Raw genomic sequence first — 16701 nt, 5'->3', positions numbered from 1 at the left:
TGGTGTAAGTGTCAATTAAGGACTGGATTCATATGTATAGGTTGAGAGCATCGTTGGCGTGCGGCATGCGGTGATCCCTGCCGGCCGTCACGATCTCTCGCGGATACAGTCAGAAGCTGCCTTAGACCCCGGGCGCCGGGGCTTGGGGCAGCTTATCCGTGTTTGGCGGAATTCAAAAAATGTCCAGCGATGAGGCAGCAGTGGTTGCAATTTGGTTCAAAATAAGGTTTACTTATTTTGATACTTGTAAGGTCAAGGTTGTGTTAACCTGTGTATATAAGGATAAAGCTGTTGAAGGGAAGTGCACGACATGAGCCAATATACGCTTAAGATTTCCGAGGAACGCGCGAAGGAAATGCCGATGGTAGACCTGGCTTTTGAGATTTTGAAAGCCGCGAACACCCCGTTTTACTACCGGGATCTCATGCAGGAGATCGCTAAGATCAAAGGAATCTCCGATGAAGAGGTTATGGAGGTCATCGCCCAGCTGTACACGGAGATCAATATTGATGGCCGTTTCGCTTGTGTAGGCAATAATCTATGGGGATTGAAACGCTGGTATCCCATTGATAAGCAGGATGATCTGGCCAGCGGCTCACGTCCGCGCATTATCAATGATGACGATGATGAAGATATCGATGATGAACTATTTGAAGAGGAACAGGATGAGGATTTCTTGTCCGATGATGAAGACTTTGATTCCGTAGATGACGACGTGTTCGATGAGGACGAAGAGCTTGACGAGGAGCTCGATGATCTCGATGAAGATTTGGGTGAGGAAGAAGATTTTGATGAAGAGCTCGACGAGATCGATGAGGACTTTGATTCCGTGGATGACTGATCATTCCGGCTGATGATTAGCATACAGAGACGGACATCGATCATATGAAGTCATTGCTTGACATTGTCCATGGACACAAGGTAAACTATTGCATGGGCTTTAAGAGATGAATGATGTTTTTAGCGTGAATATGTTTAGAATAAGTAAAAAGTGCCCCCTAACAGGGACACTTTTTTTGTTTTTTATTTGACTTAGACCGCTCGATCTTTGTAAGGTCTGCACCTGTTTTGACTCATAATTAAGCTAATGGAGCACCATCGATGATGACTGGAGGGTATTGAAGTTGACGAAGTATATTTTTGTAACAGGCGGGGTTGTCTCCGGATTAGGAAAGGGCATCACGGCAGCGTCGTTAGGCAGGCTGCTCAAAAACAGGGGATTGAAAGTCACGATTCAAAAATTCGATCCATACATCAACGTGGATCCAGGGACGATGAGTCCTTATCAACACGGCGAAGTATTCGTAACCGACGATGGAGCTGAGACAGACCTTGATCTGGGCCACTACGAGCGCTTCATCGATATTAACCTGACTAAGAACAGCAATGTCACCACCGGCAAGATCTACTCTTCTGTCATCAGCAAGGAGCGCCGCGGCGAATACTTAGGAGCGACCGTTCAGGTCATCCCTCATATCACCAATGAGATCAAGGAGCGCGTCTTCCGTGCCGGCAAAGAAGCGCAGTCCGACGTAGTGATCACGGAGATCGGCGGCACCGTAGGGGATATCGAGAGCCTGCCTTTCTTGGAAGCGATCCGGCAGATCAAGAGCGATATCGGCAGAGAGAATGTCATGTATATCCATGTGACATTGATCCCGTACATCAAAGCATCCGGAGAGATGAAAACCAAGCCTACGCAGCACAGCGTCAAGGAATTGCGGAGCATCGGGATCCAGCCGACGGTGATCGTCTGCCGTACAGAACAGGCGCTGAGCGAGGATCTGAAGCGGAAGCTTGCGCTGTTCTGCGATATCGATCCGGAGGCGGTCATCGAATGCCGCGATGCGGAGACGCTGTATGAAGTTCCATTGATGCTCCGCGACCAAGGTTTGGATGATTTTGTTGTGAACTATCTCAATCTCGGCGGCAAACCGGCAGCGGATATGACCGAGTGGGAAGAGATCGTAAACAAAGTCAAGCAGCCGAAGGAGCAAACGGAAGTCGCTATTGTCGGCAAGTATGTTGAGCTCCATGATGCTTACTTAAGCATCGTGGAATCGCTGGAGCATGCCGGCATCGCCAATAACGTAGATGTCAAGATCCGCTGGGTTAATGCGGAATCCGTTACCGATGAGAATGCGGCGGAATTGTTCAAAGGCGTGCACGGCATCCTCGTGCCGGGCGGTTTCGGCGATCGCGGCATCGAAGGCAAGATCTCAGCGATTCGCTATGCCCGCGAACAGCGTATCCCGTTCTTCGGGATCTGTCTGGGCATGCAGATGGCCGTCATCGAGTTCGCTCGTTCTGTTGTTGGATTGAAAGATGCCAACAGTTCGGAGATTAATCCATCGACGCCGTACCCGGTGATCGATCTGTTGCCGGAGCAGAAAGAGGTTGAAGATCTCGGCGGCACGATGCGCCTCGGATTGTATCCGTGCAAGATCGTGGAAGGTTCGCTGGCCATGCAAGCGTACCAAGATGAATTGGTCTATGAACGCCATCGTCATCGGTACGAATTTAACAATGAGTATCGAGAGATATTAGAGAAGAATGGGCTTCGGATCACAGGAACTTCCCCGGATGGACGTCTCGTGGAGATGATCGAGGTGCCGGATCATCCGTGGTTCCTGGCCGTTCAATTCCATCCCGAATTCACCTCCCGGCCGAATCGACCGCAGCCGTTGTTCCGTGAATATGTCAAGGCTGTTTTTGAATATATGAAACAGATGGCAAGCACAGTCATGTAATAAGCGCGAAAACGACGGCGAAACTTAATTTACTATTCTCGGAAGGAAAACAACTTCTGGTGACGAATGATATAACTTGAAAAAAATGAACGGAAGTTGAATCTGGGGGAGATGGAAGCATGGCTCAGAAGAAGTTATTGATCGTCGATGACCAGAATGGAATCCGAGTATTATTAATGGAAGTGTTCAACAGCGAAGGATATGAGACATTCCAGGCTTCCAACGGCAGGCTGGCGCTGGAGATCGTTAAGGACAAACAGCCGGACCTCGTGTTGTTGGATATGAAGATCCCCGGCATGGACGGCTTGGAGATCTTGAAGCAGATCCGCAAGATCGATACGGAGATCAAAGTGATCATGATGACCGCTTACGGGGAATTGGATATGATCAAGGAAGCCATGGAGCTAGGGGCTCTGGCACATTTTACGAAGCCGTTCGATATCGATGAACTCCGCATCGCTGTGAACAAGCTGCTCCATCATGATCCTTCTGAGTCTGCTAAGCGTCGCATGTCAGGTTAAACGCACAGTGAATGTCTAATCGCATAACCTCTAGCAAAAGCTCCTTTCAGGAGCTTTTTTCCTCGGGAGGGCCTGTCACAATTTCTTCTGAGTCGATGCAAAATCTGCCTTGGGACATGTGATGCCCCTGAGTGTTTTTTTTATAACGTTGTGTTATAATGTGTCAGTAAACCTAGTAGGAGAACGGAGGAAACTTTATGCCTTTAGTATCCATGAATGAATTTCTTCCCAAAGCGAAAGAAAAGAAGTTTGCAGTAGGCCAATTTAACATGAACAACCTCGAGTTCGCGCAAGCGATCGTGGAAGCCGCGATGGAACTGAATTCGCCTTTTATATATGGGGTGAGTGAAGGTGCGCTGAAGTACATGGGGATCGAGTTTACCGTAGCGATCGCCGAAGCCGCTGCGAAGAAGTCGGGGCTGCCGATTGCGCTGCATCTGGACCATGGCAGCAGCTTCGAAGTAGCGATGGCTTGTATCCGCGCAGGATTCTCCTCGGTGATGTTCGATGGTTCCCACTATCCGCTAGAGGAGAACATCCGCCTGACGAGAGAGATCGTCAAGGCAGCTCATGCGATGGGCGTATCTGTCGAAGGTGAACTGGGGACGATCGGCGGTGTCGAGGATGACCTCAGCGTCGATGAGGCGGACGCAACATTGGCTAAGCCGGAAGAGGCGATTCGTTTCTATGAAGAGACTGGTGTGGACGCACTGGCGATTGCGGTTGGCACAGCGCACGGCATGTACTCCGGCGAGCCGAATATCCGCTTCGATATCATCGAAGAAGTGGCCAGCAAGGTGCCGGTACCGATCGTTCTGCACGGCGGATCCGGGGTTCCGGATGAAGCGATCCGCAAAGCGATTCAATGCGGCGTAGGCAAGATTAACGTGAACACGGAGAACCAAGTTGCTGCTACGCAAACGATCCGTGAAGTCTTGAGCAAGGATGAGAAAGTCATCGATCCGAGGAAATATCTGGGCCCTGCGAGAGACGCGATGATCGAAGTGGTCAAAGCGAAGATCAAGCTGTTCGGCAGCGAGAATCAAGCTTAAGCTTCACTTTAACAGGATAGATAGACGACATGGGAAAACCATACCGCACAGGAATGGCTTTCCCATGTCCATATTTCCTATATAAGTTGAGCATCGTATCCGTAACATACATAAGTTAGGTGGAGACCGGAATGAAAAAGTTGATTATCGCGGGTGGACGACCTCTGCGGGGTTCCGTTCAGATGAGCGGTGCGAAGAACAGTGCAATCGCACTCATACCTGCTGCTCTGCTGGCAGACTCTCCAGTGACCTTGGAGAACCTGCCGCGATTAAGCGATGTAGCGATCTATGCTGAGATCCTGGAGGAGTTAGGCGCTAAAGTAGATTGGGTCGGGGACAAGATGACCATCGATCCGACGAACTTGCAGCCTAAACCGATGCCTAACGGCCATGTGAACAAGATTCGAGCTTCCTATTATCTGATGGGCGTGCTTCTTGGCCGTTTTGGAGAAGCTGTTGTCGGCATGCCCGGCGGATGCAACTTTGAACCGCGTCCGATTGATCAACATATCAAGGGTTTCGAAGCATTGGGCGCCGAGGTGCGCAATGAACAAGGATGTATTCATCTTAAAGCCAAAGAACTTCGCGGTGCGAAGATCTATCTGGATGTCGTCAGCGTAGGGGCGACGATCAACATCATGTTAGCCGCCTCACGGGCAAAGGGTGTAACCATTATCGAGAATGCGGCGAAGGAGCCGGAGATCATCGATGTAGCCACCTTGTTAAGCTCGATGGGGGTGAAGATCAAAGGTGCCGGAACGGAGACGATCCGCATCGAAGGTGCTGAGGAACTGCGCGGATGCCGGCATTCGATCATCCCGGACCGGATCCAGGCAGGCACTTATATGATTATAGCAGCTGCTACACGCGGCGATATAACGATCGAAAATGTCATCCCGAAGCATCTTGAAGCCGTGACAGCCAAGCTTCAAGAGATGGGAGTTCATGTATATGAGATGGATGAAAGCATACGTGTGGTTGGCCAGCCAACCTATGAGAGCGTTGATGTTAAAGCGCTTGTATACCCCGGTTTTCCCGCAGATTTGCAATCCCCTATGACCAGCCTTATGACACAAGCAAGAGGTACCAGCATCATGACCGATCATGTGTTCAACAACCGGTTCAAACATGTTCCGGAACTGCAGCGCATGGGAGCGAAGATCCGCGTTGAAGGAAGGACGGCGATCGTCGAAGGGTCGCAGCTGAACGCGGCCCGCGTGCGAGCGACGGATCTGCGAGCTGGAGCCAGCTTGGTGGTTGCAGCCCTTACTGTTCCTACCGGATTAACTGAGATCACAGGAGTAGAGTATATAGACCGAGGATATGATCATCTCGTTGAGAATTTGCAGCGTTTAGGCGCTGAAGTATGGCGTGAAGAAGAATAGTTGGTTCAGAAGAGTAGAATTGAGGTTTAAAGAAACCGCTTGAATAAGCATAATAGAATAAGAGAGCCCATCTTAGCATGGGCTGTCTCTCTGCATATGGTTCCCTGTTATTATCCTGAATATTAGGGAAATAGCAAATCACAGTACATGGATTGGTGATGATTGAAGCATGGACCTACAATTAGCTGAGTTGGAGCAGTTGAAACTGACCGAGCTGTACAACTTAGCCAAAAAATATCAAATTCCTTACTATGGTCAGTTGAAGAAGAAGGAATTGATCTTCGCAATATTGCGTGCACAGGCGGAAGAAAGCGGTTTGATGTTCATGCAAGGCGTATTGGACATCTTGCCGGAAGGGTATGGATTCTTAAGGCCGATTAATTATCTGCCAAGCACGGAAGATATCTATATATCCGCTTCACAGATCCGCAAATTCGATCTTCGCCCTGGTGATATGGTATCCGGCAAATGCCGGGCGCCGAAGGAGAATGAACGATATTTTGGTCTCCTGCATGTCGATGCGGTGAACGGTGAGAAACCTGAAACAGCGGCGGAGCGCCTTCATTTTCCTGCATTAACTCCCCTTTATCCTCAGGACAAACTCGTTCTTGAAACAGCCCCTGATAATCTGGCTACGCGTATCATGGATCTTATGACGCCGGTTGGTCTTGGGCAGCGCGGTCTGATCGTAGCTCCTCCTAAGGCGGGTAAGACATTGCTGCTTAAGGAGATCGCCAACAGCATCTCACATAACTATCCGGATATCGAGTTGTTCGTGCTGTTGATCGACGAGCGTCCTGAGGAAGTCACGGATATGCAGCGCTCGGTGAAGGGCGAAGTTGTGGCTTCTACCTTCGATGAATTGCCGGAGAATCATATCAAGGTAGCGGAGCTAGTCTTGCAGCGGGCATTGCGATTGGTAGAGCATAAGAGGGATGTGGTCATCCTCCTCGACAGCATCACGCGGCTGGCAAGAGCTTATAACCTCGTGATTCCGCCATCAGGCAGAACGCTGTCCGGCGGGATCGATCCGGCAGCTTTCCATCGTCCGAAGCGCTTCTTCGGATCGGCGCGGAACGTCGAAGAGGGCGGCAGCCTGACGATTCTCGCTACGGCCCTGATCGATACGGGATCGCGGATGGACGATGTGATCTATGAGGAATTCAAGGGAACGGGCAACATGGAGCTGCATCTGGACCGCAAGCTGGCAGAGCGCAGAATCTTCCCGGCGATCGATATCCGGCGCTCCGGTACGCGGCGGGAGGAGATGCTCTTGCCGAAGGATGTGCTGGATAAAGTGTGGATGATTCGCAAGTCGATGAACGATTCCGTCGAGTGTTTCGAGCAATTCATTAAGAAGATCAGCGAGACGAAGACCAATGCAGAGTTCTTAGAGCTGCTGGATCAAGAGAAGGACAGAAAATAACCACTGCAATGCAGGAGCATAATAAGGAGAATATCAAATGTATCTAGTATATGCGGATAAGGACGGTAACGTCTACAACCATGATGAATGGTATGGGCTGGGAAGAAACGGTGATGTGGTCACCGAGATTCTGCCGGAGGAACTGATCCCCCTGCCGTCCGGCGCTGTGCTTGTATCCATGCCCTGTACAAGGCCGATTGGCATGGATCCAAAGACGGGTGAGATGTTCCGCATGGACGGAGAGTATACCGCTGTGGGAGCGCTTCTGCCGCAGGGATACACAAGGCTGCTCTTACCCGGCTATGTGAAGAGCGATGATCAAGCATTGCCGATCTTCGGTTATACGGCGGTCGTGTGGCATGAAGGCGGATTCTATGTTGCTGCCGAGCAGACCGATGATCCCGAGCCCTGGGATCCGCAGAACTGCGATGTGGATCAGTTGGAGCGGCAGGTAGAGCTATTGAATACCCGCTATCCGAACAATCGCTTATATCAGCATCTTACGAAATGTGCCTTGGAGTATGAGTGCCTTACCGCATCCAACACCTTCCTGCAGCGATTGGAAGGCGGCGTCCCCGTATCCTACTCCTGCAACGCCGGCTGCTTCGGCTGCATCTCGGATCAACCGGAGGACAGAGGATTCGTCGCGCCCCAGACCAGGATGAACTTTAGACCTACGGTTGACGAGGTCGTGGAGATCATGTTAGAACATCTGACGGCGCCGGATCGGATCATCAGTTTCGGACAGGGCTGTGAAGGCGAACCATCGACCCAGTTTCCTATGATCATCGAAGCGATTCGCCGCGTCCGGGCGAAGACGGATCAAGGCTATATCAACATGAACTCGAATGCAGGACTTACTGATCAGATCCGCATGATCGTTGATGCCGGATTGGATCTGATGCGGGTAAGCACGATCAGTGCTCTGGATGATCATTACAATGCCTATTATCAGCCGCGGGGGTATACCTTGCAGCATGTTGAGCGATCATTAAAGTATGCATCGTCGCAAGGGGTATACACCTCCATCAACTATCTGATCTTCCCCGGCGTGACGGATCGCGAAGAGGAAGTGGAGGCGATGATCGAGTTTGCGAGACGAACGGAACTGAAGATGATCCAGCTTCGCAATCTGAACATCGATCCGGAAAGTTACCTGAATCTCATCCCTCCGGCACGAAGCGAGATGCTGGGCATGCAACAAGCGATCGAGTATATGCGCCAGGAACTGCCCGATGTAGTGATCGGCTCCTATACACATATTCCGCCGTCGGGCAGGAACCGCGCTCATATCGCACACAGCCAGTTGGAAGAACTCGGACGCAGTCCCAATTAGACTGCGGCTCAGCGGAATCGACGGTTGCAACGACCGGGCGAGCGTGCTATAATCTTCTCATGTGTCAATTTTACTCTGAGCTCTAAGAGTTCAGGGCGGAAAGAGGTGAACGATCGATGAAACAGGGAATTCATCCTACCTACCACGTGACGACGGTCACTTGCGCATGCGGGAATACATTTGAAACCGGCTCGGTGAAAGAAAATCTTCGTGTGGAGATCTGCTCTGTATGCCACCCATTCTTCACGGGTAAGCAGAAGTTCGTCGATGCCGGCGGTCGTGTCGAAAAGTTCAAGAAAAAATACGGACTATAATCCAGCATTTCCATGTATACAACAAGTATATAGGCACCTTCTCGGATCACATGATGATCAGAGAAGGTGTCTTTTTTTGGTGCGCTCCATGAACAAATGCGTTTGTTGGACGCTGTACAGGAAGATCTGGTGCTGTTTCCAGGACAAACGAGGTTGATATCAAGGCCGGATATTTGATATACTAAGTCATGCCGTGCTAGACGGGGAGGTAGCGGTGCCCTGTAACCCGCAATCCGCTGCAGCGGGGTCGAATTCCTGTCAGCGGTCATAGAGTATGAGGACTAGCTCCCGTTACCCAGTGTTGACGGTCGGGTCCTTCGCAATGAATGCTTACGAACCCGGTCAGGTCCGGAAGGAAGCAGCCGTAAGTAAGATGTTTCATGTGCCGAAGGGGTGCCTGATCTGAGCTGAGTGCGGGGGAAAAGCTTGGGCTCTATGATCAATGGCAGGTGCACGGTTTATTATTTCATATCATATCATGTACGAATTACGGGGCTGTCCAGTAAGTCGGCGATGACTGACTGAAGGACAGCCCTTTGTGTATATATTCCGCTTATCTGTATGTGATCTGAGCCAACAGAATCTGTCGTCTCGCACTGTCTTCCTGCCTCGGCGCAGTTGAGTCAACAGAAAGTGTCGTTTCACTTGTATTTCCTGCGTCTTACGCAGTTGAGTCAACAAGAACTGTCGTTTCGCACATTAATCTCCCCTCCACGTACTCTGAGACAACAATCCTTGTTGTCTCACACACCGATTCGCATCATTACCACGCTAAAACATTTCTCGCCTTTCATGCGCCTGCCGACTCATTCACCTGACGTCTCAAGCACCGGATCTGCTCGTTTGCATGTTCATACACACGTAAAGGGGCGTCCACAGTACTGATTTTTTTTACTGACTTTTGGACCGACTTTTTGAACAAACCCTTATATTGTCGACAATTTTCCTATCGGCAATACTCCCTATTTTTAACCCCATTTTGCTTAAAATACGTCCTAGAAATGGGTCTGATGGACTGTTTTTGTAATGGATTGCAGGAGTTGTTATACATATGTTGAATGAATAATACGGAAAAAAGTACCAAAACTATGTTGAACTGTCATGGGTGTGAGGTGAAAAATTTGTTGTCTTCTATGGATTTAAAGATTCCATTATCTTTACAGTCCTTGTTTCATTTTATCGGATGTTACCCGAGCAGTTCTATTGTTTTAATCGACGAAGAGGGCAAGATCTCCAGGTTATCGACAACTTTCATGCAAGCGATGGGATATACAGCAATGGAACTTCAAGGGAGAACTTATACAGATATCTTGCGGGGTTTCACTTCATTGGAGGATTTCTATCTCCATTGTAAGACTCATATTCGTGAAACCAACTCCTTGCCGAAGATCGAGGTGAAGGCTAAAAACGGCGATTGGATCGTCTCGGAGGCGTTTATCTCCCGCATCATCGCCGATGAATCCGTTGAGATGAGCATGCTGTACTTGCCTCACCTGAACAAGAAGAAACATCGGACACTGCTGCAGCAATTTTCAGATTCTTTCCTGCGGAATGTGAATCTGGGGGTCATGCTGTTCGATCCATATGGACGACTGGTTGAAATCAGTGATATGGCTTGTTCAATCCTTGGACATCGCCGAGATTGTATATTGAACAAAACCATCGATGAATTATTCGAAGCGGTTCCGGTGGAAAGCCGATTAGTGCATCCATCCTTGCTGCAGGGAGTGGTCGTGCGCAATCGAGCGGTCCATTGGCACAACGCTCATCAGGGGTATGATCTGCTCATCGATTCCAATGTGCTGAAAGATGAATCAGAGGATATCGTAGGTGCTTATGTGATCATGAAGGACGTTTCGAATTTGCGCTCGTTGGAAGCGCAGCTGCACCGCAGCGACCGCTTAGCAATGATCGGTCAGATTGCCGCAGGAACAGCTCATGAGATCCGCAATCCCCTCACCTCTCTCCGAGGATTCATACAGCTCTTGCAATCGGCGCTCGAGAACCAGAAACTCGATCGCGAAGTCGGCTATCTGACGATCATGAAGAACGAAATCGACCGCATCAATGAGCTGGTCAATGAATTTCTGCTGCTCAGCAAACCCAAAGATGTGCGCTATCGTCCGACCTCGGTTGCCGGTACGATCCGCAATATCCTTCCAATCATCGAAAGTGAAGCCAATCTCTACGGGATCACTGTGCGATACATCCATGAACCGGCACTTCCATTGGTGATTGCAGACAGTGAACTGTTAAAACAGGTGTTTCTCAATATTTCTAAGAACGCCATAGAATCCATGGAAGGCACGGGCGTGCTGACGATCATAGAGCGGGTGGGAAAGGATCGTCAGATTCACGTGGATATTCAAGATACGGGTCCTGGAATCCCGAACTATATCATGGACAAAATCTTCGATCCGTTCTTCACGACCAAGGAAAACGGCACGGGGTTGGGACTGGCCGTCTGTCAGCGGATTATTCATGATATGGGGGGATACATCAGGGTGCGAAGCAAAGGTTATGGCACGACTTTTACGATTACCCTGCCTGCCCAAGGCTGATAGCATCTCAGGCAAGAGGCGGCAGGGCGGCGTCGTTTACCCCCCAGAATCGTTATAGTATAATGGAGGGAGTGTGTTAACCAACGAGGGGTGAGGGGCTTGAACAGAGTGGCATTGTATCGTGCTTGGCGGCCGCAGACGTTCCAGGACGTCGTGGGGCAGCAGCACATCACACAGACGCTGCACAATTCACTGAAGGAAAACAAGGTATCCCATGCATATTTATTCAGCGGCCCCCGCGGAACTGGTAAGACGAGTACGGCGAAGATTCTGGCGAAGGCGGTGAACTGCGAAAGAGGTCTTGAGCATGCGCCGTGCAATGAATGCTCGGCTTGTCAGCGGATTCAGTCAGGTGCGGTGATGGACGTGGTCGAGATCGACGCGGCTTCCAACCGCGGCGTCGAAGAGATTCGGGAGATCCGCGACAAGGTCAAATATGCACCAGCTGAAGTACGCCGCAAGGTGTATATCATCGATGAAGTGCATATGTTAACACCGGAAGCCTTTAACGCCTTGCTTAAGACGCTGGAGGAACCGCCTGAGCATGCGATGTTCATCCTCGCTACCACCGAGCCCCACAAACTGCCTGCGACGATCATCTCGCGTTGTCAGAGGTTTGATTTTCGCCGCGTGCCGTTAACGGAACAGGTCGAACGCATGCGGATGATCTGCGCTGAAGAAGGAATCGAAGCAGAAGAACGGGCGCTGCACTATCTGGCCAGATTAAGCGACGGCGGCATGCGCGATGCCCTCAGCTTGTTGGATCAGGTATCGGCCTTCTCGGGTTCACAGGTTACTTACGAGACGGCTGTGGCTATCACCGGCGGCATCCCGCAGGAACAGTTTCAGGAACTTGCTGAGGCGGTACTGGAGCACAGTATCGGCCGGGCGCTCGAAATCGTCGATCATTTCATCCAGGATGGCAAGAGTGCAGACAAATGCTTGGAAAATATGTTACTCTATTTCCGGGATTTGCTCATGGCGCTCATGGCCCCGGATACGATGGCGCTGCAAGAGAGGCTGCATGATCTCGAAGCCCATCGTCAGCTGGCCGAACGTTTCGGACGGGAGAGGCTCTTTGCCATTATCGAGACGATCAACCGCTACCAAGTGGAGCTGAAGTATGCGGTTCAGCCCCAGACGATCTTGGAAGTCGCTGTGCTGAAGTTATGTACGGACACGGGAACCGCTACGGTGAATATATCCGATGCACCGTGGAAACAGGAGCTGGATCAGCTGAGAGCCGCTGTACAGAAGCTGCAGCAAGAGGTGACGGCACTGCGTCAACAAGGGATTGCAGCGAATCGAACGGCTGCCATGGAGCCTGCGGATCAGCCCGGCATGATGAGCAGAATGCGGCGAGAGGCAGCATCCGCAAGGAAACAGCCGGCTCGCAGCATCAAGTCAGCGGCCGCGCTTCAGATGTTCATCGAGCAGGCGGATGAAGCAGCGATGGCCAAAGTACTGGATCAATGGCCGCTGATCCTGCAGCAGGTCAAGGATCGGAAGATTACGGTGCATGCATGGCTCATCGACGGCGAACCAGTGGCCGTGGCGAAGGACTCGCTGTTGCTTGCTTTTAAGAGTGCGATGCATCGCGAGACGACGGAGAAACCTGCGAATCGTCAGCTGATCGAGCAGGTCATTCAAGAAGTGCTCGGCCAGCCCCTTTCGATCGCAACTGTGATGAGGAATGATTGGCAAGCCGCTCAAGAGCGGGCCGATGATCATAGAGCAACGTCACGACCCGAGGTCCTGCAATTAACCCATGAAGAAGAGCCGGAGGAGCAGGAATGGATTAAGGAAGCGATTCAGCTCTTCGGGGAAGATCTGGTGAAAATTAAGGATGAATGATGCAGGATTAGACTGGGGACAGGGCGAATGTATGAAGCTGACAGAAAGGATGATTAGCGATGAATATGCGTAATATGAATCAGATGATGAGACAATTTAAGAAAATGCAGGAACAAATGATGAAAGCCCAGGAAGAGCTGGCGAACAAAACCGTCGAAGGCTCGGCCGGCGGCGGTGTGGTAACGGTCAGCATGAATGGGCATAAGAAAGTGCTGGGCATCACGATTAATCCTGAAGCCGTTGACCCGGATGATGTGGAGATGCTGCAAGACCTGGTGATGGCAGCGGTGAACGATGCCCTGGCGAAGGCTGACGAATTGGTAAGTCAGGACTTAGGCCGCTTCACAGGAGGCTTGAATCTGCCCGGATTATTCTAAGGCTGAATCATGCACAGGCATCAAACTTTGACACACGCTACATAGCCCTGATCAGCCGGGTGAGGTTGGTTGCTCTATACAGCGGCCAACCTTTGTTCTTTGTATTAGGAGTGATCTAATGACAGCAAAGGGGAATGACAGGTGTATTATCCAGAACCGATTGCGAAGTTGATCGATGCTTTCTCTAGACTGCCGGGCATCGGGCCTAAGACGGCAAGCCGGCTGGCTTTCTATGTCCTGCGCATGGAAGAGAACGATGTCATGGACTTCGCTAAGGCGTTAGTCAGTGTTAAACGTAATCTGCAATATTGCTCCATCTGCTGCAACATCACGGATACGGATCCGTGCCGCATCTGTCAGGATAAGAGCAGGGATCGTTCGGCGATCTGCGTCGTAGAGGAGCCGAAGGATCTCATCGCGATGGAGCGAACGAAGGAATTCCAAGGGATGTACCATGTGCTTCACGGTGCGATCTCGCCGGTTGAGGGGATCGGTCCAGATGATATCCGGATCAACGAGCTGCTCAATCGCTTGACCGATGAGACGGTACAGGAACTCATCATCGCAACGAATCCCAATATCGAAGGGGAAGCGACGGCGATGTACCTCTCCCGTTTGATTAAACCCTTCGGCATCAAGGTAACGCGCATCGCTCACGGGCTGCCTGTAGGCGGAGATCTTGAGTACGCCGATGAAGTGACCTTATCGAAGGCATTGGAAGGACGTCGCGAGTTATAGGGGGAGTCGTAGCGGGAGCGAATGTTGGAACTGCAGGTTGATGCTCAGGGAGCATTCTGTTGTCGGACTCTGGATTCTAGATGGTTATATAGCGGCGATAAGTGATGTTGAAGTGAGGGCGGATGGACGGCTGGCAGATGGATAGCGTCTGATGGGCAGTGGAAGGAATTCGTTGTTAAGATACAGTGAACGGGGGAGTGGTATGGAGGACTTTCATACCGGTTCATGCGGAAACATGTTTGGACATCGGCTGCGGAAAAGGAGAGCTCTCAGCCATGGCGGCCCAGAAAGCGCAGCGAGTCATCGCCGTTGATCTGGCGGAGCAGATGATTGAGAAGGCGAAGGTGCTGCATTCGAACCCTAATATCGAGTATATATGCAGCAATGTTCTTGATCTGGACGTTGCGGACAACAGTCTGGATGCCATAGTAACCAGTGCGGCTGCACACCATCTGCCCTATGAATGGCTGCTGAACTTTCCCAAGGACAAACTCAAAAAAGGCAGCAGACTCATCATCTTAGATCTTGTTAAAGCCAACACGCTGAGCGATCATCTGCTGAGGGGGTTTGCTTTTCTTCCTAATATCTTCATGAATCTGATCAAAAACGGCCGGCTTCAAAAAAGATGATCCGCATGCCCGAGAGGTTTGGGAAAGGCATGGGCAGCGCGACCGCTATATGACAATAGATGAGATTCGTTCGTTAGCTGATAAGCATATACCGGGAACACAAGTGAAGCGGAAGCTGTTCTGGCGATATATGTTGGTTTGGCAAAAGTAAATATTGCTGGAAAGTATGTTCGGTGAGGAGCACGCTCCATTAAGACGCTGCAGGCAACATGGTTTACGAGGGTTGAGGCCCCCTGCTAAGCCATGTTTTTTTGTTGATTTTAGAGATTGCAGTTGGTCTTTACGCGTCTCAGATGCAGGCGACGAACTTTATAAGGAAGCAATAATGACCTTGGGTTATTGAGTTTTTATTTTATAGTTCTAATTTGCCCCGTCCCCAACTATGTATTAGTAGTAAATTGTGTACATGAGGGGGACAAGTCTGCCATGCGGAGATGGGAATGGAGATTGCTTGGGAGCAGGCTCATAAGGCGGTTCATAGAGCAGAGGGCGGGGGACGGGCGCGAATCAGTGAGTGAACCTGTACATGAACCAGTGGATGAAGAGGCAGCGGCAGAGTCGAGGGCAGGGATGGAGATCGATTCGATCGAGGATGCAGTTGAGATGGGAGCGGGAAAGTTGTCCAATGAGGCGGCTGAGGATGTTGAATTGGAAGCAGCAGAGAGAATGGATCATACAGCGGATGAATCAGGCGGTTCAGATGAGGAAGTGATCATAGAACGGCCAGTTGCTGGGGCGGCGGTTCGGGGGGAACTGAGCAGTGCGGAGAATCGGCGGCTGAATTCGCATAGGGAACAACTAAGAGCGGTGACCGAAGAAGAATACGCTCAGCTGACTGCAGAATGCCAGAAGGCATTGGATCAGTGGAAAAACGCCCAGAGCAAGCTGGATTGGGTCGTTGAGGCGAATCAGATTGACTATGCCATCTATTCTTTGATAGCGGCGGAGAAGCGTTACACATCGCTGCTTAGGGAAGCGAAACAGATGCATAGGTTAAGGCTGGCGAAGAACGGTGAATAATGAAGCCGAATTCTGTGCGCTCATTCTGCGGGCCTGCGGTCGGCTGATCGGAGCTTGTTTAACGGTGAAAGGTGCAGATGACAGTTGATATTAAGATGATATTATGTCAGCGTCCTCGCGGGAAGTTCCGCCGCAACTATGTTTATGGATAATTTAATACGATGGAATTAATCGCTGACAGCTTATTAGCTGCGTTTATATAGGAAGGAGGTGCAGGTGTGAGCAACTTCTGGTGGGCATTATTCATTATAGCAGCTGGAATCCTGCTGTATATCTTGTTAAGACCTCATCTGAATGCGGGGACATTCCTGCGCTTCACAGCAAATCTATTGATCGCGGGACTGATCGTATATGGTGTGCAAGTCACGGGAATCTTAGGTGAAGTACAGATTCCGATTAATATTCCAACGGTGATGATCGCCGGGTTGCTGGGGATCCCCGGGGTTGCGCTGCTGTACGGCGTGCAGTTGTTGGTGTTTAATTAATGCGAATATATGAAAATGGCTGGTATGAAACGGCCATTTCTGCGACTCGTTCTTTGGAACACCTTCGTCCTGCGAAACTGCACTGCAATCATGTGATCATGCGGCTGCAATCTTACGGCGATGCTGGTTGGAACGGCGCTGTGTTTGGGCATGAAGTTAGGTTGGAGGATGATGATAAAAGAAAATATTAAAAACCATAACAAACCAGTTGCAAAAATAGATTCGAGTATGCTATATTAATAAAGTCGCCTTG

The 16701-nt window shown here is 50.5% G+C and carries 15 protein-coding genes and 1 other RNA gene; all 16 read left to right on the top strand.

From position 1 onward, the window contains the following. Positions 1-310 precede the first annotated feature (310 nt). The 16 genes from rpoE to PRECH8_RS02460 all read left to right on the top strand — a co-directional run bounded on the left by rpoE (position 311) and on the right by PRECH8_RS02460 (position 16448). Positions 311-841, top strand: coding sequence for a DNA-directed RNA polymerase subunit delta (rpoE, locus tag PRECH8_RS02535; protein ID WP_200965516.1), 531 nt, complete (start codon positions 311-313; stop codon positions 839-841). Between the two features lie 283 nt (positions 842-1124). Further along, a complete protein-coding gene (gene pyrG, locus PRECH8_RS02530; protein ID WP_200965515.1) occupies positions 1125-2750 on the top strand; it encodes a CTP synthase in 1626 nt (541 codons plus the stop codon). Between the two features lie 119 nt (positions 2751-2869). After that, the gene (locus PRECH8_RS02525) at positions 2870-3271 is read left to right on the top strand and encodes a response regulator (protein ID WP_200965514.1); all 402 of its coding nucleotides are present in this window, start codon (positions 2870-2872) and stop codon (positions 3269-3271) included. 197 nt (positions 3272-3468) lie between these two features. After that, complete coding sequence (fba, locus tag PRECH8_RS02520; protein WP_200965513.1) at positions 3469-4323, top strand: class II fructose-1,6-bisphosphate aldolase; 855 nt, start codon at positions 3469-3471, stop codon at positions 4321-4323. Positions 4324-4454: 131 nt separating this feature from the next. Further along, positions 4455-5708 (top strand): UDP-N-acetylglucosamine 1-carboxyvinyltransferase, encoded by a 1254-nt coding sequence (gene murA / locus PRECH8_RS02515; protein WP_200965512.1) that lies wholly within the window; start codon positions 4455-4457, stop codon positions 5706-5708. Between the two features lie 169 nt (positions 5709-5877). Continuing rightward, entirely contained in the window at positions 5878-7134 is a 1257-nt protein-coding gene (rho, locus tag PRECH8_RS02510; RefSeq protein ID WP_200965511.1) for a transcription termination factor Rho, read from the top strand. Between the two features lie 37 nt (positions 7135-7171). Beyond that, positions 7172-8470: a radical SAM family protein gene (locus PRECH8_RS02505; protein ID WP_200965510.1), complete on the top strand. Its 1299-nt coding sequence runs from the start codon at positions 7172-7174 to the stop codon at positions 8468-8470. A gap of 116 nt (positions 8471-8586) precedes the next feature. Continuing rightward, positions 8587-8784, top strand: a complete 198-nt coding sequence (gene rpmE / locus PRECH8_RS02500; RefSeq protein ID WP_200965509.1) for a 50S ribosomal protein L31 — start codon at positions 8587-8589, stop codon at positions 8782-8784. A 191-nt stretch (positions 8785-8975) separates the two neighbouring features. Further along, positions 8976-9241, top strand: an RNA gene (ffs, locus tag PRECH8_RS02495) — signal recognition particle sRNA large type. A gap of 631 nt (positions 9242-9872) precedes the next feature. Then, a complete protein-coding gene (locus PRECH8_RS02490) occupies positions 9873-11345 on the top strand; it encodes an ATP-binding protein (protein WP_371871167.1) in 1473 nt (490 codons plus the stop codon). Between the two features lie 99 nt (positions 11346-11444). Continuing rightward, positions 11445-13199: a DNA polymerase III subunit gamma/tau gene (gene dnaX / locus PRECH8_RS02485; protein ID WP_200965507.1), complete on the top strand. Its 1755-nt coding sequence runs from the start codon at positions 11445-11447 to the stop codon at positions 13197-13199. Between the two features lie 65 nt (positions 13200-13264). Beyond that, positions 13265-13576, top strand: a complete 312-nt coding sequence (locus tag PRECH8_RS02480) for a YbaB/EbfC family nucleoid-associated protein (protein WP_200965602.1) — start codon at positions 13265-13267, stop codon at positions 13574-13576. A 141-nt stretch (positions 13577-13717) separates the two neighbouring features. Next, complete coding sequence (gene recR / locus PRECH8_RS02475; protein ID WP_200965506.1) at positions 13718-14314, top strand: recombination mediator RecR; 597 nt, start codon at positions 13718-13720, stop codon at positions 14312-14314. A gap of 185 nt (positions 14315-14499) precedes the next feature. After that, positions 14500-14943 carry a class I SAM-dependent methyltransferase gene (locus tag PRECH8_RS02470; protein ID WP_308808417.1) on the top strand — a complete coding sequence of 148 codons (444 nt, stop codon included), beginning with the start codon at positions 14500-14502 and terminating at the stop codon, positions 14941-14943. A gap of 426 nt (positions 14944-15369) precedes the next feature. After that, positions 15370-15963, top strand: a complete 594-nt coding sequence (locus PRECH8_RS02465) for a DUF2508 family protein (RefSeq protein WP_200965504.1) — start codon at positions 15370-15372, stop codon at positions 15961-15963. Positions 15964-16181: 218 nt separating this feature from the next. After that, positions 16182-16448: a pro-sigmaK processing inhibitor BofA family protein gene (locus tag PRECH8_RS02460; RefSeq protein WP_200965503.1), complete on the top strand. Its 267-nt coding sequence runs from the start codon at positions 16182-16184 to the stop codon at positions 16446-16448. Positions 16449-16701: the final 253 nt, after the last annotated feature.

The sequence above is a fragment of the Insulibacter thermoxylanivorax genome (assembly GCF_015472005.1).
Lineage (GTDB): Bacteria > Bacillota > Bacilli > Paenibacillales > DA-C8 > Insulibacter > Insulibacter thermoxylanivorax.
Note: the sequence above shows the minus strand (reverse complement) of the source record. Positions and strands in the feature narration are given on the sequence as shown.